General features: G+C 64.7%; 17 protein-coding genes. 10 read left to right on the forward strand and 7 right to left on the reverse strand.

The window, feature by feature from the left end; genetic code table 11:
- Window positions 1-60 precede the first annotated feature (60 nt).
- The 3 genes from DTX69_RS07955 to dxs all read right to left on the reverse strand — a co-directional run bounded on the left by DTX69_RS07955 (window position 61) and on the right by dxs (window position 3,242).
- Window positions 61-570 (reverse strand): sigma-70 family RNA polymerase sigma factor, encoded by a 510-nt coding sequence (locus DTX69_RS07955; protein ID WP_284735622.1) that lies wholly within the window; start codon window positions 568-570, stop codon window positions 61-63.
- Window positions 571-687: 117 nt separating this feature from the next.
- Window positions 688-1,326, reverse strand: a complete 639-nt coding sequence (locus DTX69_RS07960) for an ABC transporter substrate-binding protein (RefSeq protein ID WP_119300990.1) — start codon at window positions 1,324-1,326, stop codon at window positions 688-690.
- Window positions 1,323-3,242 (reverse strand): 1-deoxy-D-xylulose-5-phosphate synthase, encoded by a 1,920-nt coding sequence (gene dxs / locus DTX69_RS07965; RefSeq protein WP_119301157.1) that lies wholly within the window; start codon window positions 3,240-3,242, stop codon window positions 1,323-1,325. The genes DTX69_RS07960 and dxs overlap by 4 nt, the downstream gene beginning before the upstream one ends.
- 326 nt (window positions 3,243-3,568) lie before the next feature.
- Between dxs and ispH the strand changes: the two genes are divergently transcribed.
- Complete coding sequence (gene ispH, locus DTX69_RS07970; RefSeq protein WP_284735623.1) at window positions 3,569-4,513, forward strand: 4-hydroxy-3-methylbut-2-enyl diphosphate reductase; 945 nt, start codon at window positions 3,569-3,571, stop codon at window positions 4,511-4,513.
- 39 nt (window positions 4,514-4,552) lie between these two features.
- Window positions 4,553-5,710, forward strand: a complete 1,158-nt coding sequence (hpnH, locus tag DTX69_RS07975) for an adenosyl-hopene transferase HpnH (protein WP_119300992.1) — start codon at window positions 4,553-4,555, stop codon at window positions 5,708-5,710.
- On the opposite strand, the gene DTX69_RS07980 is transcribed toward hpnH, so the two are convergent.
- Complete coding sequence (locus DTX69_RS07980) at window positions 5,672-6,547, reverse strand: phosphorylase family protein (protein ID WP_119300993.1); 876 nt, start codon at window positions 6,545-6,547, stop codon at window positions 5,672-5,674. The two genes, hpnH and DTX69_RS07980, sit on opposite strands and share 39 nt — an antisense overlap.
- A 6-nt stretch (window positions 6,548-6,553) precedes the next feature.
- The gene (shc, locus tag DTX69_RS07985; protein ID WP_284735624.1) at window positions 6,554-8,512 is read right to left on the reverse strand and encodes a squalene--hopene cyclase; all 1,959 of its coding nucleotides are present in this window, start codon (window positions 8,510-8,512) and stop codon (window positions 6,554-6,556) included.
- Window positions 8,513-8,710: 198 nt separating this feature from the next.
- Here shc and DTX69_RS07990 point away from each other — a divergent pair, with 198 nt between their 5' ends.
- A complete protein-coding gene (locus tag DTX69_RS07990) occupies window positions 8,711-10,771 on the forward strand; it encodes a sensor histidine kinase (RefSeq protein ID WP_119300994.1) in 2,061 nt (686 codons plus the stop codon).
- A gap of 59 nt (window positions 10,772-10,830) precedes the next feature.
- Entirely contained in the window at window positions 10,831-11,976 is a 1,146-nt protein-coding gene (locus tag DTX69_RS07995; protein ID WP_119300995.1) for a sensor histidine kinase, read from the forward strand.
- Here DTX69_RS07995 and DTX69_RS08000 read toward each other — a convergent pair.
- The gene (locus DTX69_RS08000) at window positions 11,973-13,193 is read right to left on the reverse strand and encodes a divergent polysaccharide deacetylase family protein (protein ID WP_162916890.1); all 1,221 of its coding nucleotides are present in this window, start codon (window positions 13,191-13,193) and stop codon (window positions 11,973-11,975) included. The genes DTX69_RS07995 and DTX69_RS08000 overlap by 4 nt on opposite strands.
- Before the next feature lie 7 nt (window positions 13,194-13,200).
- Window positions 13,201-14,778, reverse strand: a complete 1,578-nt coding sequence (locus DTX69_RS08005; RefSeq protein WP_119300997.1) for an HAD family hydrolase — start codon at window positions 14,776-14,778, stop codon at window positions 13,201-13,203.
- Between the two features lie 222 nt (window positions 14,779-15,000).
- Between DTX69_RS08005 and DTX69_RS08010 the strand changes: the two genes are divergently transcribed.
- The 6 genes from DTX69_RS08010 (at window position 15,001) to DTX69_RS08040 (ending at window position 20,946) form a co-directional block, all read left to right on the forward strand.
- Complete coding sequence (locus DTX69_RS08010) at window positions 15,001-15,603, forward strand: anthranilate synthase component II (RefSeq protein ID WP_119300998.1); 603 nt, start codon at window positions 15,001-15,003, stop codon at window positions 15,601-15,603.
- Window positions 15,600-16,655: an anthranilate phosphoribosyltransferase gene (gene trpD, locus DTX69_RS08015; protein ID WP_119300999.1), complete on the forward strand. Its 1,056-nt coding sequence runs from the start codon at window positions 15,600-15,602 to the stop codon at window positions 16,653-16,655. Before DTX69_RS08010 ends, trpD begins: the two co-directional genes overlap by 4 nt.
- Window position 16,656: 1 nt before the next feature.
- On the forward strand, window positions 16,657-17,481 hold the full coding sequence (gene trpC / locus DTX69_RS08020; protein WP_119301000.1) for an indole-3-glycerol phosphate synthase TrpC: 825 nt from the start codon (window positions 16,657-16,659) through the stop codon (window positions 17,479-17,481).
- Window positions 17,482-17,487: 6 nt separating this feature from the next.
- A complete protein-coding gene (gene moaC / locus DTX69_RS08025) occupies window positions 17,488-17,964 on the forward strand; it encodes a cyclic pyranopterin monophosphate synthase MoaC (protein WP_119301001.1) in 477 nt (158 codons plus the stop codon).
- On the forward strand, window positions 17,964-19,181 hold the full coding sequence (locus tag DTX69_RS08030; protein WP_119301002.1) for a molybdopterin molybdotransferase MoeA: 1,218 nt from the start codon (window positions 17,964-17,966) through the stop codon (window positions 19,179-19,181). Before moaC ends, DTX69_RS08030 begins: the two co-directional genes overlap by 1 nt.
- A 643-nt stretch (window positions 19,182-19,824) precedes the next feature.
- Entirely contained in the window at window positions 19,825-20,946 is a 1,122-nt protein-coding gene (locus tag DTX69_RS08040) for a glycosyltransferase (protein WP_162916892.1), read from the forward strand.
- Window positions 20,947-20,999: the final 53 nt, after the last annotated feature.

A 20,999-nucleotide genomic window follows, 5' to 3' on the forward strand; every position in this document is an offset into this window, starting at 1 on the left:
CGTTCAGAAGCCCGTCCTATCGGGTAGACGCGCCGCGTCCGCTGTTTTTCAGGTGAAACGCTAGGGGCGACGGAGGCGGCGTCGGCAATGCTCGATCCCATCGGCGACGAGGCTGTGCGCCAGCGTCACGGAGATGCCGAGATGGTCGGCTATCTCCCGCAACTTGCACCCGCCGAAGCGGTGCATCTCCACGGCGATCTGTGTGCGCTCCGGCAATTCGGCTATTGCGGCCATCACGATGCGCAGTTCGTCCTTGTGCAGGGCCTCACGCTCAGGCGTGGCACGATCCGGCGAGTCCGCTTCGGCAGCCAGCATGGCGTAGCTCTCCCGCCCGCGAACCTCGCGCGCCAGCCGGCGGCGGCCGTCCAGGGCCAAATTCCGCACGATCCGATAGAGGTATCCGAGGGGTTCCTCGAGCAGTCGCAGCCGGCTGGCGTCGTCGAACCGCAGCCAAGCCTCCTGCACCACGTCTTCGGCCTGGGCGCGGCTGCCGATGATGCCGCTCGCATAGCTGACGAGGTTGGGCCGATGCGCCATGAAAAAAGTGAGAGTCTCGTCGTGACGACGCAAGAACGTCGCTCCATCCCACGGGCCCGAGCAAAATGCGAACCGTTCGCAACTGCCATTGATAGGCAGTCGCCGCGGGAATCGCAAGCCGTCCGATGATGGAAATGGATTGCGGCGGGCTTACTGGCCCGGTTCTCTTTTGATGTCGACGATCTTCCTCTCCAGCGCGGCGATCAGCGCATTGGCGCCGCCGCCGGTGACCGTTGAGGAGAAGTCGGAGCGCATGCGCGCCATTTCGGAGATCGCGCCGCTGAAATACACGTCGATGATCTTCCAGCCGCCGCCCGCGCTCGGGCGGAACAGGTAGTTCAGCGCAACCGGATCGCCGTTGGAACGGATGATCTTGGTCTCCACCAGGGAGCGGTCCTCCGCCGGCTGCTTGACATCGCCGACCTGGAACTTCTGCCCCTTGTAGCTCTTGAAGCGCGCCGCATAGGTGGTGACCATGTAGCGGTTGAACGCATCCAGCATGCGTTCCTTTTCATCGGCGGTGAAGCTGGTCCATTCGCTGCCGATGGCGATCTTCGCCATCACCGGCACGTCGAAGGTCTGCTCGATCACCGGCGCCAGCTTCTCGTAGCGGCCCTCGAAGCCAAGCTCGTTGCCGTGCTTCATGGTGTCCTCAAGCGTGTCGTAGAACGCCTGCACCGTCGCCTTGGGGTCGCCGGTATCCTGCGCCGCCGCGAAGCTCGGAGAAATGGAGCTGCCGATCAACAGCATCGCTGCGGCGACTATGAAGCCACGCCAATTGAATGTCACAGTCGAACGACCTTCTGCGCAATGCCCAGTGCTTGCAGCGCGTGCTCCACGATGTGGGGCGCGTTCAGGCGGGCAACGTCATATTGCTTCTGCGGCGAGTCCTGGTCGATGAAAATGTCGGGCAGCACCATCGGCCGCACCTTCAACCCGCCGTCCAGCAAGCCAGCATGCGCCAGATAATGTAGGACGTGCGAGCCGAAGCCGCCAACGGCGCCTTCCTCGATCGTGATCAACACCTCGTGTTCGCGGGCAAGGCGTGCAACCAGGTCCTCATCCAGCGGCTTGCAGAAGCGTGCATCTGCGACCGTTGTGGAGAGCCCCTTGGCGCCCAGATCCTCCGCTGCCTTCAAGCATTCCTGCAGGCGCGTACCGAAATTGAGGATTGCGATCTTGGTGCCTTCCTTGAGGATGCGCCCCTTGCCGATCGGAACCGGTGTGCCGCGCTCCGGCAGCTGCATGCCGATGCCCTCGCCGCGCGGATAGCGGAAGGCCGAGGGCCGATCGTCGATTTCGGCGGCGGTTGCGACAATATGCATCAGCTCAAGCTCGTCTGACGGCGCCATGACCACGAAGTTTGGCAGGCATCCCAAATAAGCGATGTCAAAGCTGCCCGCATGTGTCTGTCCATCCGCACCAACCAGACCCGCGCGGTCCATCGCGAAGCGGACGGCGAGGCTTTGAATCGCCACGTCATGAACAACCTGGTCATAGGCCCGTTGCAGGAACGTCGAGTAGATAACGGCGAACGGCTTCATTCCCTCCGTCGCCATGCCGGCGCAAAATGTCACAGCATGCTGCTCGGCAATGCCCACATCGAAGCAGCGATGCGGAAACGCCTTGCCAAACACGTCGCATCCGGTGCCGCCCGGCATCGCGGCATTGACGGCGACGATGCGGTCGTCGGCCTTGGCCTCCGCGATCAGCGCCTTGGCGAACACGCTCGTGTAGCTCGGCGCCTTGGGGGCCGACTTCTGCTGCGCGCCGGTGGCGACGTCGAACTTGACGACGCCGTGGTACTTGTCGGCCGAGGCCTCCGCCGGGCCATAGCCCTTGCCCTTCTGCGTGACGCAATGGACCAGCACCGGGCCGGGCTCGTCGGAGTTGGCGAGGTTCTGCAGGATCGGCAGCAGATGCTCGAGGTTGTGACCATCGATCGGGCCTACATAGTAGAAGCCCAGTTCCTCAAACAGCGTGCCGCCTCCGGAGATGATGCCGCGGGCGAATTCCTCCGCCTGCTGGGCCGCGCGCTGGAACGGGCGCGGCAGGATCTTTGAGATGTCCTTCGCCACGTGGCGCAGCGAGCGGAACGAGGTGGATGACAGCGAGCGCGAGAGATACGAGCTCAGCGCACCGACCGGCGGCGCGATCGACATGTCGTTGTCATTGAGAATAACGATCAAGCGGGTATCGCGCGAGCCCGCGTTGTTCATCGCCTCATAGGCCATGCCGGCGCTCATGGCACCGTCGCCGATCACGGCGATCACGTTGCGCTTGCGGCCCTGCAGCTCGCTCGCCACCGCCATGCCGAGGCCAGAGGAAATGGAGGTCGAGCTATGCGCCGCTCCGAACGGGTCGTATTCGGATTCGGACCGCTTGGTGAAACCACTCAATCCCCCACCCTGGCGGATGGTGCGGATACGGTCGCGCCGGCCGGTGATGATCTTATGCGGATAGGCCTGATGGCCGACGTCCCAGATCAGCCGGTCATACGGCGTGTCGAACACGTAATGAATCGCGACAGTCAGCTCGACCACGCCGAGACCCGCGCCCAGATGTCCGCCGGTGACGGAAACGGCGTCGATGGTCTCCTGACGCAATTCGTCGGCAACTTGGCGGAGCTGGCTTGCGTCAAGCTGGCGCAGGTGGGCGGGCGTCTTGATACGGTCGAGGAGCGGCGTCTTGCTGGCGGCGGTCACGATAATGCGTCTCACTTCTTTACGTGGCAGTCCCCAACGGCCTAGGAAATGACCTGGCCGCGAATCGGCTGCTTATAGGGAAATCAGCAGACAAAAGCTAGCATAGCGCATATGGGCGAATAGCCGAGCAACATTAGTGGTCTTTATGGCAAATACTTAATCTGATGTGTGCAGCGCCGCAACGCGGGTAGGCAAAACAGGCATTCTATGTTACACGGGGGCAATCCAATCGGTCAGCGCCGCTGCCAGTTTCGGTATGGTATGGCCGAGTCCAGCACTAGGGGATGCCATCGGTATTCAGGTGCTGGTCTGAACAGATGGTGATCATGAAGGTAGTTTTGGCACAGCCACGCGGCTTCTGCGCCGGTGTGGAGCGGGCAATTGACATCGTTGAGAAGGCGCTGGAGACCTATGGGCCTCCGGTTTATGTCCGGCACGAGATCGTGCACAACCGGCATGTCGTGGATTCGCTCCGCGCAAAAGGCGCGGTTTTTGTTGAGGAACTCGACGAAGTGCCCGAGGGCAAGATCGCGATCTTCAGTGCGCATGGCGTCAGCAAGACGGTCGAGACTGATGCAGAATCGCGACACCTCCAGGTAATCGACGCGACCTGCCCGCTCGTCTCCAAGGTCCATGTCGAGGGCCGCCGCTATGCCGCCCAGGGACGCGAGGTGATCCTGATCGGCCATGCCGGCCATCCCGAGGTCGAGGGCACGATGGGCCAAGTGCCAGGGGGCATTCATCTCATCTCCACCGCGGGGGACGTCGACAGGCTGCAGGTGAAGGACCCGAACAAGCTGGCCTATGTGACCCAAACGACACTGTCGGTGGACGATACGCGCGACGTGATCGAGGCGCTGAAGCGGCGCTTCCCTGCCATTGTCGGCCCCGACACCAAGGACATCTGCTACGCGACGCAGAATCGCCAGCGCGCCGTGCGCCAGTTGTCCGAGCAGGTGGATATGATCCTGGTCATCGGGGCTCCGAATTCCTCCAATTCCAATCGGTTGCGGGAGATTGCCGAGGAACTCGGCGTGCGCAGCCACCTGATCGAAAATGCCGGCCAGCTCGATCCCCAATGGCTGAAAGGCGTGAAGTCCGTGGGCATCACCGCAGGCGCTTCCGCACCCGATGTTCTGGTGCAGGAAGTAGTTTCTAAGCTGCGGGATTTACAGCAAATCAGCCTGAGCGTCATGGAAGGCATTGCAGAGAATGTGAAGTTCCGCCTGCCGCCGCAACTCGAAGCCAACGGCCGGGTCGCCGCGAAATAGCGGCGCCCCACAAGAAGAGCCCGACAGAAGGAGCATATTGTGCCTATTCCATTAAGACAGATGATCGGCGTCGGCGCCTATGTGGTGAAGCAGCATCTGCTCGGTCGGAAGCGCTATCCCCTGGTTCTGATGCTGGAGCCTCTGTTCCGCTGCAACTTGGCATGCGCCGGCTGCGGCAAGATCGATTATCCGGCTGAGATCCTGAACCAGCGCATCTCGGTGAAGGACGCGCTCGCAGCGGCCGAGGAGTGCGGCGCGCCGGTGGTCTCCATCGCCGGCGGCGAGCCGCTGCTGCACAAGGAGTTGCCCGAGATCGTCGAGGGCCTGATCAAGCAGGGCCGCTTCGTGTACCTCTGCACGAACGCACTGCTGATGGAAAAGAAGATGGGCGACTACAAGCCGTCGCCCTATTTCACCTGGTCCGTCCATCTCGACGGCAGCAAGGAAGAGCACGACAAGTCCGTCTGCCAGCAAGGCGTTTACGAAAAGGCCGTCGAGGCAATTAAGAAGGCCAAGGACGCCGGCTTCCGCTGCAACATCAACTGCACCTTCTTCGACGGCACCGATCCGGAGCGCGCCGCGAAGTTCTTCGATGACGTGATGGCGATGGGTGTCGACGGCATCACTGTCTCTCCCGGCTATGCCTATGAGCGCGCGCCGGACCAACAGCACTTCCTCAATCGCAAGCGCACCAAGCAGCTGTTCCGCGACATCTTCCGCCGCGGCATGAACGGCAAGAAGTGGGAGTTCAGCCAGTCGTCGCTGTTCCTCGATTTCCTGGCGGGCAACCAGACCTACGCCTGCACGCCGTGGGCAAACCCGACGCGCAACGTGTTCGGCTGGCAACGCCCCTGCTACCTGCTCGGCGAAGGCTATGCCAAGACCTTCAAGGAGCTGATGGAAGACACCGCGTGGGACAATTACGGCGTCGGCAACTACGAGAAGTGCGCCGACTGCATGGTGCATAGCGGCTTCGAAGGCACCGCCGTGCGCGATGCCATCCAGAATCCGCTGAAGGCGTTGAAGGTCTCGCTCAAGGGCGTCCGGGTCGAAGGCGAGATGGCGCCGGAGATCTCGCTCGAGAAGCAGCGCAAGGCCGAATACGTGTTCTCACGCCACGTCGAGCAGGCGATGGACCAGATCAAGCACGAGAAGGAGCTAGCGAAGTCCGGCAAGCGCCCCGCGGCAGCGGAGTAAGGCCTGATGGGCGCGCTTCGAGGCGCGGCCCGCCTGCAATAGCTCACCGATCGAAACGCGACCCAGAATGAGCGCCGCCAAAACGGCGCTCATTTTCGTTCGGCCTTCCGTGTCCACGAAGCTCGCCATGATCGCCGGCAGTGCCTCGTTTACATCATCCGATATCGCGCGGATCGCGATGAACGGCAACCCGTGCTCGGCAGCAGCACGGGCAACATGGTGGCTCTCCATGTCGGCAGCGAGCGCGCCGGTGCGGGCGAAGGCGTCAGCCTTTTCTTGTGGTGACGATAGCAATCGATCCATGCCTAGGATCGTACCGACCCTCACGCCTCCCCTTCGGTCATCCCGGCCTTGAGCCGGGATCCATGGCGCCGCTGGCGTTTGCCTTTCCGATGGACCCCGGCCCAAGGCCGGGGTGACGGGTGGAGTGTGCGGCGGCATGGACGCATCTTCCCGATCGGCGGACCATGTCGGCATCGAACCGGCATGGCCCTCCGACCGTCGCGCGGCAGCATGATGGGGCACATCATCGCGATGGCCATTGCTGCGCGGCTGTGCGACCGACCAGAGGAGCGCATCGATCCACGGCTGATGCGCGGTCCACATTTCGCCGCCCTCGCTGATCGACTTGCCCGCAATGACGATATCGCCAGCCCTGAGTTCCGGCGACAGGGCGCCGGCAATACCGAAGCTGACCAAGCCCGTGATGCCGCGCTCGGCCAGTCGTTCGATCTTGGCGCGCGCGATGTGGCCGCGGCCGCCCGTGCTGATGCAGATGAGGTCGAGGCCGCGGAGGAGCTGTGCTTCGGACTTGAGGCCGGTGACGATGCCCAGCACGGGCTGTCACATCCCGTGGATGATGCTGGTAGCGTTGCCGCGCTTCAGGTTGCGATAGCGCGCCATTGCCCACAGCGGAAAGAAGGCGCGGTAGCCATGATAGCGTAGATAGAACACGCGCGGGAATCCGACCGCGGTGAAATACTCCTCCTGCCAGAGGCCGTCTTCGGTCTGGGTGGAGGTCAGATACTGCATGCCCTGCTCCACGGCCGGATCATCCACTCCACCCGCCGCCATCAGTCCGAGTACAGCCCAGGCAGTCTGCGAGGGTGTCGATTCCTTGCCCTCACCGCGCGGCTGGTCGGCCCAATAGGAGGCGCCATCCTCGCCCCAGCCACCATCCGCGCGCTGTTTGGACTTGAGCCACGCAACGGCCTTGCGCACCGACGGATGATCGGCGGGCACGCCGACCGCGTTCAAGGCGCATAGCACCGACCAGGTGCCGTAGACGTAGTTGGTGCCCCAGCGGCCGAACCAGGAGCCATCCGCTTCCTGCTCCCTGAACAGATAATCGACCGCGGCTTTCACCTTCGGATGATCCTGCTTGTAGCCGAGTTGGGCCAGCATGGACAGGCAGCGGGCGGAGACGTCCGCGGTGGGTGGATCGAGCAGCGCGCCGTGATCGGCAAACGGGATGTGGTTCAGGTAGTAGTACTCGTTGTCCTTGTCGAACGCGCCCCAGCCGCCATTCTTGCTCTGCAGGCCGAAGATCCATTCGGTCGCGCGATCGATACTCTCGCGGTAGCGTTCACGGTCGGTGCGATCCATCGCGAGCGCGACGACAGCCGTATCGTCAACGTCCGGATAATAGGCGTTGTTGTATTGGAAGGCCCAGCCGCCGGGCCGCACGCCCGGGCAATTCACCGCCCAATCGCCATAGACGTCGAGGATCTGCCGGTCCTTCAACCAATCCAGCGCGGGCTTCACGCGCTCGGCGGCATCGTCGCCCGCTTCGAGCATGGCATGCGCCGCGAGTGCGGTATCCCACACCGGCGAGAGACACGGCTGGCAATAGGCCAGACCGTCCTTGAACACCATCAGCTTCTCGAGCGAGGCGCGGGCGATCGCGCGTTCCGGATGCGTCTCGGCATAGCCGAGCGCGTCATACATCATCACGGAATTGGCCATCGCGGGATAGATCGCGCCAAGGCCGTCCTCGCCGTTCAAGCGTTCGCTCACCCACTTCACTGCATCCCGGATGCAGCGCTCGCGCAGCTTCGTCGGGAACAGCACCTGAGCGCGCTGCAGCACGCGATCGATGCCGCGGAAGAATGCAGCCCAGGCACCCTTGCGCTTGTAGTTGTACCAGTCCTTGACCTGTTCGGGCGGCGTCACGAACAGCTCGCGCACATCGACCTTGCGCGGATTGCGCGCCAATGGGCGCCTGGCCATGAGCACCAGCAGCGGCACGATCACCGTGCGCGACCAGTAGCTGACCTTGTCCAGGTGGAAGGGGAACCAGCGCGGCAGCGCCATGATCTCCACCGGCATCACCGGCACGGCCCGCCACGGCACCTGGCCGTAGAGCGCGAGCTGGATCAGCGTGAAGACGTTCGATTCCTTCGCACCGCCATTAGCCAGGATCGCGTCGCGCGCGCGCTTCATGACCGGCGCGTTCACGTGCTCGCCGCAGATCTTGAGCGCGTAATAGGCCTTCACGCTGGCCGACATGTTGAAGTCGCCGCCATGGAACAACGGCCAGCCGCCGTGCTCGCCCTGGATGGACCAGAGATAGCGCACGACCTTGGCTTCGAGGACCGGATCACCTGGCTCGCCCAGGAAATGGCGCAGCAGGATGTATTCCGCCGGAATGGTGGCGTCGGCCTCCAGCTCGAAGGCCCAATGGCCCTCCGGACGCTGCAGGCGGCCGAGGGCATCGGCCGCGCTGGCTACGCCCGCCTCGACACGCCCCAACAGATCCGCGAATCCCTGCTCACGGGCTGCCATCAGTCCGCGACTGCTCATAGTTAGAACCATTCCAAATTAGAGATCTTGAGGCGCAGAATGCTTGAAGTGCTGCCGCATTTCAACCGCTCTGCAACAAATCGTTAACTCAGCGAAATTCCACAAACTCTCGAATCGGATCAAAGGACTGCTTGCAGCTTGCCGGAAGGCCGGGGTTACACTGGCGTGGAAGGGCACCCCCAGCAACAGCAGCCATCCATGCCGCGCTTGCCGCTTGCGAGATCCCGGTCGCCGACTCTGTCGCAGCGCATGCTGGCGATTCTTACAGCCAGCGTCGTTGCGGTCAGCGCCCCCGCGGCCCTGGTGTTCTACTTCTTCACGCGGGACGCCTCCATCGCCGAAGCAGAGCAATTCGCGGCGACGGCGACCGACCGGCGAATTCTCGGGCTCAACTACACGCTGCACTTGGCGCACACGAGCCTCTCCCGCTTCGACCTCATGTTGCGCGACAACTTGGCTGCGCCTGCGACGGACCAGGAGGTTGAACGCTTCACCGCCGGATTGGAGCCCAATGCCGCCAACGTCCTGGTCTCGCGCCGCAGCGGGTTCGATGGACGCACCCAGGCAGGCGTTCTCCTTCATCCCAACGCGCCCAAGGGAGACGCGCTCTACCGTCTTCATGCGCGCACCCAGCGCCTGATGACCCTCTATGCCGGCACGGTCGTGCCGCCGCTCGATTCGATGTGGCTGCTGACGCGCGATCGGACAGGCGTCATCTATGCGCCGCGTGATCCCGAGTTCATCTACCGCGCCACCGCGGACGAGCCATACACCGAATCGGAATGGCTGACGCTGGGCGACCCTGCCAACAATCCCGACCGCAGGCTGCGCTGGACCAATGTCGCTTTCGATCCGATCTTGCGCACTTGGATGATCAGTGCGGTCCGGCCGTTCGATCTCAACAACGTGTGGCTGGGCACGATCGGCCACGATCTCTTCCTCGATGAGCTGGTGCGGCGTCTGGTCGGCACCGATGAGTTGCCGGGGACGCAGCACTTCCTGCTCGATGCCGATGGCGATCCGATCATCGCCGGCAGGTGGCAAGAGGCGCTGGAAGCAAGTCAGCTGACCGGCGACGCGCGCAGCGCGTTCAATGATACGGTCCATGCGCTGCAGGCGGCCTTCAACGGACGCACGGGGGATCGCGGGGCCGTTCACGCCGAGCTGGACGGCGAGACGGTTTCGGTCTTGATGCGCACACTGCCGGAAACCGGGTGGCACTATTATATCGTGACACCGCTTTCCAGCATCACCGGCAGCGCATCGAAAGCACTGTTGCTGTTCGGCCTGACGGCGGCGGTGGCGATCGTGCTGGTGGTTGCGGTGACGCATCTGCTGGTCCAGCGCCAGATTGTCCGACCGATCCGCCGCCTGGCCGATGCCGTGCGCGGCTTCGCCGCCGGCGACACCGAGATACGCGCGAAGGTCGATCGCGCGGACGATATCGGGGATCTCGGCCAGGCGTTCAACGCGATGGCGGATTACATCGCGACCTCGCATCGCGAGCTGACCCAGACGCAGCAGGAGCTGCAGCAGCGCAACGCGGCGCTGGTCGAGGCGAACCGGACCAAGTCCAACTTCCTCGCCAACATGAGCCACGAGTTGCGCACGCCGCTCAACGCCATCATCGGTTTCGCGGAGATCCTGCGCCATCAGATGTTCGGTCCCCTCGGCAACGAGCGATACACGAACTATGTCGACGACATCCAGCGCAGCGGCCAGCACCTGCTCTCGCTGATCAACGACATTCTCGACATGTCGAAGATCGAGGCCGGCCGAGCGGCGCTGAAGCTGGAGCGCCAGATACTCTCACCTCTGATCGAGCGCAGCATCCGCATGGCCCAGCCGATCGCCGAGCGCCGCGGCGTCAATCTGCAGTTCCGTGCGAACGGCGTAGATCTCAGCGCCAGCTGCGACAGCCGCGCCATCACGCAGATGGTGATCAACCTGGTTTCCAACGCGGTCAAGTTCTCGCCGCCCGGCGGCACGGTGGAAGTCCGCCTGGAGCCATCGAGCCTCGGCGGCGCCAAGATCAGCGTGACAGATGGCGGGCCGGGTATCGAGGAAGAGGTGCTTCCGCATCTGTTCGAGGCCTATGCCCATCGCGCCGCCATGACCACGCAGCGGCAGGACGGTGTCGGCCTCGGCCTAGCCATCACGAAGGCCCTGATCGAGCTCCACAACGGCCAGATCCGCGTCGTTACCCAGCCTGGCCACGGCACGACCATGACGCTGGAACTGCCGCCCATCGTTCAGTGAGACGCGCGCGGTCTTCCGCTCTCATTGTCTCACCGCCTCTTCCCGTATAGCCTGACGCCATGTTGCCGGAACCGCTGCCGCCACCACTTGAGCGTGCACCAACGACGGCCCCCAAGGAGGGCCTGGCGGGCCACCGCGCGTTGGCCGTGACTCAGGCGATCGGGCTCGCGGCGGCAGGCGTCCTGGGAACAGTGCTGGTGATCGGCATCCCGCTCCTGCTGCGCCAGCAGAACAAGGTCGCGGCCGCCCTGTCGGATCCGGCCACGGGCGCGGTCGCGCAGGACATCGCCAGGCTCAACATGCTGCACTGGATCGTGCTGGCGCTGGCCGCCGCCACCTCGATCTGCCTGGTCGTGACGGTGCTGCGTCTGCTGCGCCATGCACAGTCGCAGGATGCCGTGCGCAAGGAAGCGCAGGCCCTGTTGGTGCGGGCGGAGCGCGCGCGCATGGATGCCGACCAGGCGAACGCCGACAAGTCGCGCTTCCTGGCCGAGGCGGGCCATGATCTGCGTACGCCGCTCACCACCATTCTGGGTTATGGCGAGATGATCGAGCGGGAGATGTTCGGCGCCGTCGGCCGTCCCGCCTATCGCGAAGCGGCGCAGCAGATCATCGGCGCCGGCCGACAATTGCTGGCGCGCATCACCGACATCATCGAGCTGTCGCGGGTAGAGGGCTCGATCGCCAAGCCGGCGGAGCACGCGACCTCGATCGCCACCGTGCTGCGCGAGGCGCACACCTGGGCGGTCGCGACCTTTGCGCCGAAACGCCTGACCTTCGGCATCCGCATGCCGGAGCTCGATGTCGGGATCCGAGTCCAGCCGCTGCTGATGCGCCAGATCGTCCGCGAGCTGATCAAGGACGCCGCCATGCGCACGCCCGATGGCGGTGCGATCATTCTGTCCGTCGGATTCGGCGGCGACGGCAGGCTCGATCTGTCGATCCGGGATACGGGTCCAAATCCGACGCTAGGTCTGGGCGGGCTGCCACGCCGCACCCACGGTCAGCGCACGCTCTTCATCTCGCGTGCCGACGAGGCCGCCGGCATGAGCCTGATGATCGTGCGCGCCTTGATGGATTCGATCAGCGGTCGCTTGGCCGTGGTCAACACCAGCGGCCGCGGCTCGGAGATTCACCTGCAGTTCCCGATGCATCTCGTCATGCGCGAAGAGCGCCGCTTGCGCCGCCGCGCGGTGGCGGCCTAACCCGACGCACCCAGGCGCAGCTTCGCGACCGTGGAAAGGGGCACGAGGACGAAGCCTCGCGCCTCCGCCTGTGGCATCCAGGCGCGGATGGCGGCCAAGGTCGCCGGATGCGGATGGCCGATCGCGATCGCGTGGCCCTTGCTCGCCGCGACCCTCTCGGCATAGGCGAGTTGCTTCATGACCGCGGCCTGGTCCATCTCGTCATCCAGGAACACATCGCGCACGACGTGCGCAACGCCCATGCTGGCGGCGAGGCGGTCGCCGATCGATGTGCCGATGGTGCGCGAGTCCAGGAACAGCAAGCCGCGATCCTTCAGCTCGGAAAGCACGATGCGCATGCCGCGCTCATCCTGGGTGAAGCGGCTGCCCATGTGGTTGTTGATTCCGATGTAACCGGGAAAGCGGCCGAGACCCCAGGCCAAGCGCTTCTTGAGTTCGCTCTCCGACAGATGCACCTTCAAGGCCTGCGGGCCCGCATCAACGTCGCTATCCAGCGGCTCCATCGGCACATGCAGCATCAGCTCATGCCCCTTGGCGCGGGCACGCGCCGCCATATTGGCGACACCATCCGCGTAGGTCATGAAGGAGAGCGTGATGACGGCGGGCATATCGATCGCCATCTCCGCGTGGCTGCGCGCAACGCCGACATCATCCAGCACCACGGCGATCATCGGCCGTCCTCGTGGAACGGCGAAGGCGACCGCGTTCTTGACCCAAGTCGCATCGTTGCCGGTATAGATCGGCGCCACTGGAGCAATGGTGGCGACTTGCGGTTCGGGCGTTGGCGTCAGCGCGGTCCTGGCGGCTGCAGCAGGTTTGGCAGATGTGACGAGCGCGGCAGGCGCGACAGCCGGCGTGGCCTTCGCCTCTTCGCCCAAGGTGCTCGCGCGCGACGCCACCGGTGCCGGCTCTATGACCTGCGGCGCCGGCTTCGGTGCCGCAGGTGTCGCCGCCGCCTGCTGCTGCGCTGGCTTCTCGACCGGCGAGGCATTGAGCGTCGTGACCTTGGCGGCGCTCTTCTCGAATAGCGGCAGACCGAAATCGCCGAGATAGAACGCGGCGCCTACTCCCAACGCGAGGCCGATCAGGATGCCGGCAGCGAATCGCCCCAAGCCGCTAGGCGTCAACCAGCCAAGTGCGACGAGGCCGGCTGCAACATGCGTGCGGCTTGTCCTGCGCGTGCGGCGGCGGGATCGCGACCTGATCTTGCGTGTCATGGGTCCCCTATTCCTCGTCGACCTCATTAGCCATGGTCGGGGACAGGCGCAAGGCTTGTGGCAGGGCGACCGCCAGCGCGATGCCGGCCAAAGCGGCAATCGTGACGATCAGCGGCGAAGCGGGTACATAGCCGAGCCCGGCCGCCAGCAAGGCGACGCCCGGCAGGTTCGCCGCAACGATGGCCATCCGTGCGCGGATCCGGAAATCGCGTGCGAACTGCAGCAGATCGACCAGGGTGCGCGGGTCATCCCGCGCTATCACGACCCCGCTGCCCTGCTCGGTATCAGTCCGCGCACGGCCGCCAAAGTGAACGGTGGCTGCGCACGATTCGAGCGGCGGCTGGCCCGGTCGCGCGAGTCCGATGGCCGATGAAGGCCAATCGGCCGCGCGCTCCACCGCAAGACCGGTCAATGCCTCCTGGTCTTTCGGGTCGATCTCGACGTTGGCCAGAACGATTGTGAAGTCCGCCTTTCTCAACGTCCGCACGGCTTCCGTCGCGCCGGGGCGCGCGGCCCTCGCCAGCACGATGAGTCCCAAGAGGCGCGGCGACGGCGCGGTTTCGCGCAGCGCCAGAACGGCGCGGTGCAGCTCCGCCGCACGCCCGAGCTGATCCGCAAACGGCGCACGCTCCTCCTCGGCGATCGCACTGGCCGCGATGGTGCCGATTTCGACAATGCGCTGGTCCGGCAGCTGGCCGCGATGGAGCGCGGGCGTTCCCGCGTCGAGCAACTTGATGTTCGGCACGCGCAGACGGTGCGACACGCCGAAATCCTGCAATCCTCGCGCCATGTCGCTGTCATCGTCCGCCAGCAGTGCGGCCGCGGTCCCGACGATCTCCCCCGGCTTGGCCTCGCCGACGGGCATGATGCTGATCACTTTCGGTCGGCTTGCGACCAGCATGCCGGGATCGCTCAGGACGATGTCCCTTCTACCGACGATCGTCGGCAGCGCGGAAAAATCGGCGACGTAGACGCGCCGACGCGCGAGCACCGCGCGCGCCGTGTCGCACAACCCACCCCAGACCAGCACCGCGCCCGGCGATACTGCTGCCAGCGCAGCGAGCAGAAATCCCTGCGGCGTCTCCTGAATGGTCGCGATCGCCAGCGCGATGCCGAGCAGCCAATAGCCGATCCGTTCATGCGCGGGCAGCAGCATGCTGACCTGCGGAACGGCACCACCCTGCATCGTGGCAAAGGCGCGCTGCCCGTCGAGCAGAACGGCCCCTGCAAACAGGAATACCGCCGCAACCCAGCAGATCGCGAGCGCGCTGAGATCCGCCGTGGGCGCATCGTTGTTCATGCTGGCCATGATCAGCACGATGGTTGCAAACCCGATGGCGAACAGCGGTAGATTGAAACCGGTGACGCGTCCCCGGTAGCGCGCCACCCAGCCGCCGATCAGGATCAATTCCCCCACCGCCGCCGCGACCTGTCCGCGCAGCGGCGCGGCACCGACATCCGGTACCTCGGCGAAGAACGACCGCCAGACTGGCCAGGCTGCCAGCAGGGCCCCCACAACCGGCCAGAGCCAGACCGAGCGGCCAAACCGCAGCGCAGCGCGAGTCTGGTCCACCGCTTCCGTCATTCGCACAATTCCCCTCCCCCGATACGGGGGAGGGTTAGGGAGGGGAAAGTCGTGTCTCGTTGGGAGAAAGTCCTCGCTCGCTTCCCCCTCCCCAGCCCTCCCCCAGTTTGGAGGAGGGGGTCCCGTTGCGCGCTGTTGGCTATCCTTGCTCCCCCCGTCCCGGGGCGGCTACACTCGGTGCTGAGCTTGGATTGGCCTTCTGGGGACCGGTGTTGCGCGACCATGTTCATCCTGATCGATAACTACGACTCCTTCACGTACAATCTTTACCATTATTTGGGGGAGTTGGGGGCTGAGATCGAAGTCCACCGCAACGACAAGATCACGGTGGATGAGGTGCTGGCCAAGCATCCGCAGGGCATCATCCTGTCGCCCGGCCCGTGCGATCCGGACAAGGCCGGCATCTGCCTCGACCTCGTCAAAGCCGCCGCCAGGCACAAGATCCCCCTGCTCGGTGTCTGCCTCGGCCATCAGGCAATCGGCCAGGCGTTCGGCGGCGAGGTGGTGCGCGCGCCGAAGCCGATGCACGGCAAGATCAGCCACATCAAGCACGCCAACAAGAGCGTGTTCCACGGCCTGCCGAATGAGTTCCAGGCGACGCGCTATCACTCGCTGACGGTGGCGCGCGACACCTTCCCCGCAGATCTCGACATCACCGCCGAGACCGAGGACGGCATCGTCATGGGCCTGCAGCACAAGTCGCTGCCGCTCGCCGGCGTGCAGTTCCATCCGGAAAGCATCGCGACCGAGCACGGCCACAAGCTGCTTGCAAATTTCCTGCGTGGGGCTGGCTGCAATCTCTCCGGCTCGCACGTGCTGCAATGAGTGCACCGTTGGCAGCGCCCGTCACCGACCTGAAAGGCTTCATCGGCATCGTCGCGCAAGGCCGGCCGTTGACCCGCGCCCAGGCCGAGATGGCGTTCAACACCATGATGTCCGGCGAAGCGACGCCAGCGCAGATGGGCGCTCTCTTGATGGCGATGCGCGTGCGCGGGGAGACGATCGATGAGATCACCGGCGCCGTCACCGCCATGCGCGAGAAGATGCTGCGCATCCCCGCCTTGCCCGACGCGATCGACGTTTGCGGCACCGGCGGCGATCAGGCAGGCACGCTCAATATCTCCACCGCGGTCGCGTTCGTGTGCGCCGCCTGCAACGTGCCGGTCGCCAAGCACGGCAATCGCGCCGCCTCGTCCAAGAGCGGTGCGGCCGACGTACTGACCGCCCTCGGCGTCAATATCGATGCCGATCTCGAAACGGTGCAGCGCGCCCTGATCGAGGTCGGGACCACCTTCATGTGGGCGCAGAAGCATCACAGCGCGATGCGCCATGTCGCGCCGACCCGGGTGGAGCTTGGCACGCGCACCATCTTCAATATCATGGGGCCGCTCTCCAACCCTGCCGGCGTGAAACGCCAGCTCTTGGGCGTCTTCGCCGAGCAATGGATGGAGCCGGTCGCGCATGTCCTTAGGAACCTCGGCACCGAGCATGCCTGGGTGGTCCATGGCGGCGACGGGCTGGATGAGATCACCACCACGACCGTCACCCATGTCTGCGAGCTGAAGAACGGCAACATCCGGCGCTTCGAGATTTCGCCCAGCGACTACGGTATCCGAACCGCGACCGCGGCCGAGTTGCAGGGCGGCGATCCCGCGGATAATGCGCAGGCGATCCGCGAATTGCTGGATGGCAAGACTGGCCCCTATCGCGACATCGTCCTCCTGAATTCCGCCGCTGCCCTCGTCGTGGCGGACGCCGCGAAGGATCTGCGCCAGAGCATCGCCATGGCGGCGGAGGCGATCGACTTCGCCAAGGCGCGCAAGGTGCTCGAGGATCTGATCCGCGTGACCAATGAAGTGAAGACGCCGGAGAACTGACATGACCGACGTCCTCGCCAAGATCTGCGCCGACAAGCGCCAGCATATCGCCGACCGCAAATCAGCACGCCCATTGTCGGAAATCCGCGCCGCCGCCGAAGCGCGCAATCGCAGCGATCCGCCGCGCGGCTTCCGCAACCGGCTGGAGCGCGTCATCCGCTCTGGCCGCTTCGGCCTCATCGCGGAGATCAAGCGCGCCTCGCCTTCCAAAGGGCTGATCCGCGGCGACTTCGATCCGCCTTCTCTCGCCCGCGCCTATGAGGCCGGTGGCGCGACCTGCCTCTCGGTCTTGACGGACGTACCCTATTTTCAGGGGGAGGATGCGTTCCTGGACCAGGCGCGCAATGCGGTGAACCTGCCGGCCTTGCGCAAGGAATTCATGCTCGATCCCTATCAGGTGTTCGAGGCGCGGGCGATCGGCGCCGATTGCATCCTGCTCATCATGGCGGCGCTCGAAGATGCGGAAGCGGCGGAACTGGAATCCCTCGCCTTCGACCTCGGGATGGATGTGCTGGTGGAAGTGCATGACGCGGCGGAGATGGAGCGGGCACTGCGCCTCGGCTCCAAGCTCGTCGGCGTGAATAACCGCAATCTCAAGACCTTGCAGATCGATCTTGCGGTGACGGAAGCGCTCGCGCCCATGGTGCCCAAGGACCGCTTGCTGGTGGCCGAGAGCGGCCTTTATGCGACCGCCGACCTCGAGCGCATGCACCGGGTCGGCGCCTCGATCTTTCTGGTCGGCGAATCCCTGATGCGCCAGGCCGACGTGACGGAAGCGACCCGCGCCTTGCTGGGCCCGCACGCGCCGGCGGTGGCAGCCGAGTAACGAACAATGCCCGAGTTCACACACTTCGACAAAGAGGGCAAGGCCCGCATGGTGGACGTCTCCGACAAGGCGGAGACGGAACGCATCGCGACCGCCAAGGGTTCGGTTATCATGCAACCCGCGACCCTCGCCCTCATCAAGGAAGGCTGTGTCAAGAAGGGCGACGTGCTCTCGATCGCGCGCCTCGCCGGCATCATGGGCGCCAAGCGCACGCCGGATCTGATTCCGCTCTGCCACCCGCTTGCCCTCACCTCGGTGCAGGTCGATCTGACGCTAGACGAAGCGCGCAACGCCGTCGACATCACCGCGACCTGCAAGCTGACCGGCAAGACCGGCGTTGAGATGGAAGCGCTGACGGCGGTGTCGGTCGCCGCCCTCACCGTCTATGACATGTGCAAGGCAGTGGACAAAGGCATGCAGATCACCGACATCCGCCTGACCCACAAGAGCGGCGGCAAGTCCGACACTTTCGAGCGTCCCTGATGATTTCCGTTGAAGAAGCCATCGAGCGCATCGAGCGCGCTTTCGCTCCATTGGGTGCGGAACTGGTTTCGCTCGACCGGGCGCTCGGCCGCGTTCTGGCTGAACCGCTCGAAGCGCGCCTCACGCAACCGCCCGCCGACGTCTCCGCGATGGATGGCTATGCCGTGCGCGCCGCCGACGTGAAAACGCTGCCCGTGCGCCTCAAGATCACACAGCGTATCGCCGCCGGCCAGCCGCCTTCGGGCGCGATTGGTGACGGCGAAGCGGCTCGCATCTTTACCGGCGCGCAGGTGCCGCCCGGCGCCGACACGATTGTGATCCAGGAGAACTGCGACGAAGCTGACGATCATTTGACGGTGCGCGAAGGCAGACGCGCGCTCGGCCAGCACATCCGCAAAGCCGGCCTCGACTTCGCCACCGGCGATATCGCCCTGCATTCGGGCCGTCGTCTCACCGCGCGCGACATCAGCCTTGCCGCCGCCATGAATCGGCCGTGGCTCACGGTCCGGCGCCGGCCGCGGATTGCCCTGCTCTCCACGGGTGATGAGTTGGTCAATCCCGGCGATCCAGTCGGGCCGGCGCAGATCATTGGTAGCAACGGCATCGGCTTGGCGGCCATGGTGCACGCCTTCGGCGGCGAGCCGGTCAACCTCGGTATCGCACGCGACAATCTCGAGGATCTCGACCGCGCGATCGAAACGGCCCTGGGGTTCGATGCGCTGGTGACGTCCGGCGGCGCCTCGGTCGGTGAGCATGACCTGGTGCAGACGGCGCTTACCGAGCGCGGCATGCAGCTGGACTTCTGGAAGATCGCGATGCGGCCGGGCAAGCCGCTGATGTTCGGGGCGCTCGGCGCGCTGAAGGTGCTCGGACTGCCCGGCAATCCGGTCTCCAGCATTGTGACCGCGCTGCTGTTCCTCAAGCCCGCGATCGAACGCATGCTCGGCCTTGCTGGTCTGGAGCCGGCGCGCGAGGTTGCGCTCTTGGGCAAGGACATGCCGGCCAACGACACACGCCAGGACTATGTGCGCGCGCGCCTTGTCACCAACGCCGAAGGCCAGAAGGTGGCGACTCCCTTCTCGCCGCAGGATAGCGCGATGCTCTCCTTGATCGCGCGCGCCGATTGCCTGATCGTCCGCAAACCCCACGCTCCGGCCGCCAAGGCCGGCGATACGATCGACATCATCCCGCTCAGCGGCGGCTGTCTGTCGATCTGAGCGGACCATATGCACCACACACCCCAACTCGCCCTTCTCGTGTGCATTGCCTGCCTCGCAGGAGCTGCTGATAGCACGGCTGCCGGAACTTGGACCCTGCGCAGCCAGGATGGACAGAACGGCAAGATTTGCTCCCTCTCGACCACCGATCAGGGCCGCCCGTTCTCCATCTCCGTGTCACGCATTTCTCGGTCGACGGACCAGGGCGTGGTCGGGGTCTTGTTCGAAGATCCGAAGGTCGTCCAGGCCGGCACGAAGACTCTTGCCAGGCTCGAATTCGACAATGGCACGAGCGGGAGCCATCGACTTGAAGCGAAGCCGGGTGGCGCTTCGCTGGTCCCGATCGTCGCCTCGAGCGTACAAGACTCGCTCCGGGCCTTTTCAGAGTCGCGGCGATTGACAATCGTGACCCGCATCGGATCGACATCATTCAGCCTCGATGGGATCGCCGATCACGTCCCCGAACTGTTCCAGTGCGCCAGTCGCTAAGGCGCTCCAGACGACAATTTGGGAGAGCCATCCGCGCTGGCCGGCCATTGCAAAGAGTTAGCGGTGCAGGCACGCTTCGGCAGCGGATTGGAGGAGGCTTGTGGCGACAGTCGTCGCAATTCTGGACCGGGATACGTGGTCGGCGCGCACCGACGTGATCGTCATTGCCGATCCGCTCGCGCGAAGCCTCACCTGGGTCCCGCGCGACTTGTGGTCCCCGTCGCTGTACGATCGGGTCAATGGGGCTTTTGCGTTGGGCGGAACAGCACGGCTGATCTCGGCCCTGCGCGAGCTTGGCTTTCAATGTGACCATGCGATCGTGGTGCGCAGGCGCGCGACCGAAGCAGCTGCAGCGCATCTATCGGTCGATGTTCCTGTCTCCGAGCCGCTCGACTTCCTGTATCCGCTCGAGCCGACGAAACGGATTCAGGAAGGAAGCAAGACAGTATCCTTCCGTCCGCCCTGTGAACGGCTCGAGGGCGAGCGCATCCATCAATGGGTGGGAGCCCGCAGAGGACTGAGCCGGCTGGACTCGGACTTCGGCCGGATTCTCCGGCAACAGGTCTTTCTGCGTGCGTTGCTGAACCAAGGCTTCGATTTCGGCAGGGTCATCCAGGACGACAGCCTCGTTCAGTTGTCGAGCGGCAATGCCATCGAGGAGCTCCGCCAGGTTCGTCCAGGTTGGGACATGACGTGCTTCGACCATGTGCGCCATGAGACGATCGACGGGATGATGGTGCTGATCAAGCAGGAGGGCGAGCAGCCGGAACGGCCGCGGCGCAACCACCCCGAACTCGCCGCCGTGGTGCTGGCGCGCGGTGCGCCGCGGAGAACCGTGGCCGCGGTCAGGTCGCTGCTCGCGCAGAATCCGGCGGTGGAGATCATGGTGGTGAATTCGGGCGGCGGCGACATGGGCAGGCTGTTGGCACGGCATGGTATCGACATTGCGGTCATCGACTGCGACGAGCGCCTGTCTGTGAGTGCGGCGCGGACTATCGGCGTCAGGGCGACGCGCGCACCCTATGTTGCCTTTCTTCCGGCCGATTTCCTTGCGGCGCCCGGCTGGGCCAAGAAGCGGCTGAAGGCGCACCGCGCCGGCAAGGCCGCTGTGGGCCGGGACGTGCTTCGGTCTGCTCTTGGTAATCCGCCCGTGTTGGCGAAGCGTATCGCGATCTGGCTAAGGCGTCTGATGGGAATGCCTCACAAGCGCGCTTGGGGCGCATCGTATGAGCGGACCCTGCTTGAGAAGCATGGTGCATCTTGGGAAAGCGCTTGAATTGGCGCGGAACGTACTGAACGCCGCCGAGGAGATATGCAGCCACTCCGAAA

It is taken from the genome of Dongia deserti, from assembly GCF_003574735.1.
Classification (GTDB): Bacteria; Pseudomonadota; Alphaproteobacteria; order Dongiales; family Dongiaceae; genus Dongia_A; species Dongia_A deserti.

Excerpts from the sequence above, each read along its gene's own strand:
- ispH (WP_284735623.1), top strand. The coding sequence starts at position 3,569 with ATGAAGGTAGTTTTGGCACAGCCACGCGGCTTCTGCGCCGGTGTGGAG.
- shc (WP_284735624.1), bottom strand. The coding sequence starts at position 8,512 with ATGAGCAGTCGCGGACTGATGGCAGCCCGTGAGCAGGGATTCGCGGAT.
- DTX69_RS07990 (WP_119300994.1), top strand. The coding sequence starts at position 8,711 with ATGCCGCGCTTGCCGCTTGCGAGATCCCGGTCGCCGACTCTGTCGCAG.
- DTX69_RS07995 (WP_119300995.1), top strand. The coding sequence starts at position 10,831 with ATGTTGCCGGAACCGCTGCCGCCACCACTTGAGCGTGCACCAACGACG.
- DTX69_RS08000 (WP_162916890.1), bottom strand. The coding sequence starts at position 13,193 with ATGACACGCAAGATCAGGTCGCGATCCCGCCGCCGCACGCGCAGGACA.
- DTX69_RS08005 (WP_119300997.1), bottom strand. The coding sequence starts at position 14,778 with ATGACGGAAGCGGTGGACCAGACTCGCGCTGCGCTGCGGTTTGGCCGC.
- DTX69_RS08010 (WP_119300998.1), top strand. The coding sequence starts at position 15,001 with ATGTTCATCCTGATCGATAACTACGACTCCTTCACGTACAATCTTTAC.
- trpD (WP_119300999.1), top strand. The coding sequence starts at position 15,600 with ATGAGTGCACCGTTGGCAGCGCCCGTCACCGACCTGAAAGGCTTCATC.
- trpC (WP_119301000.1), top strand. The coding sequence starts at position 16,657 with ATGACCGACGTCCTCGCCAAGATCTGCGCCGACAAGCGCCAGCATATC.
- moaC (WP_119301001.1), top strand. The coding sequence starts at position 17,488 with ATGCCCGAGTTCACACACTTCGACAAAGAGGGCAAGGCCCGCATGGTG.
- DTX69_RS08030 (WP_119301002.1), top strand. The coding sequence starts at position 17,964 with ATGATTTCCGTTGAAGAAGCCATCGAGCGCATCGAGCGCGCTTTCGCT.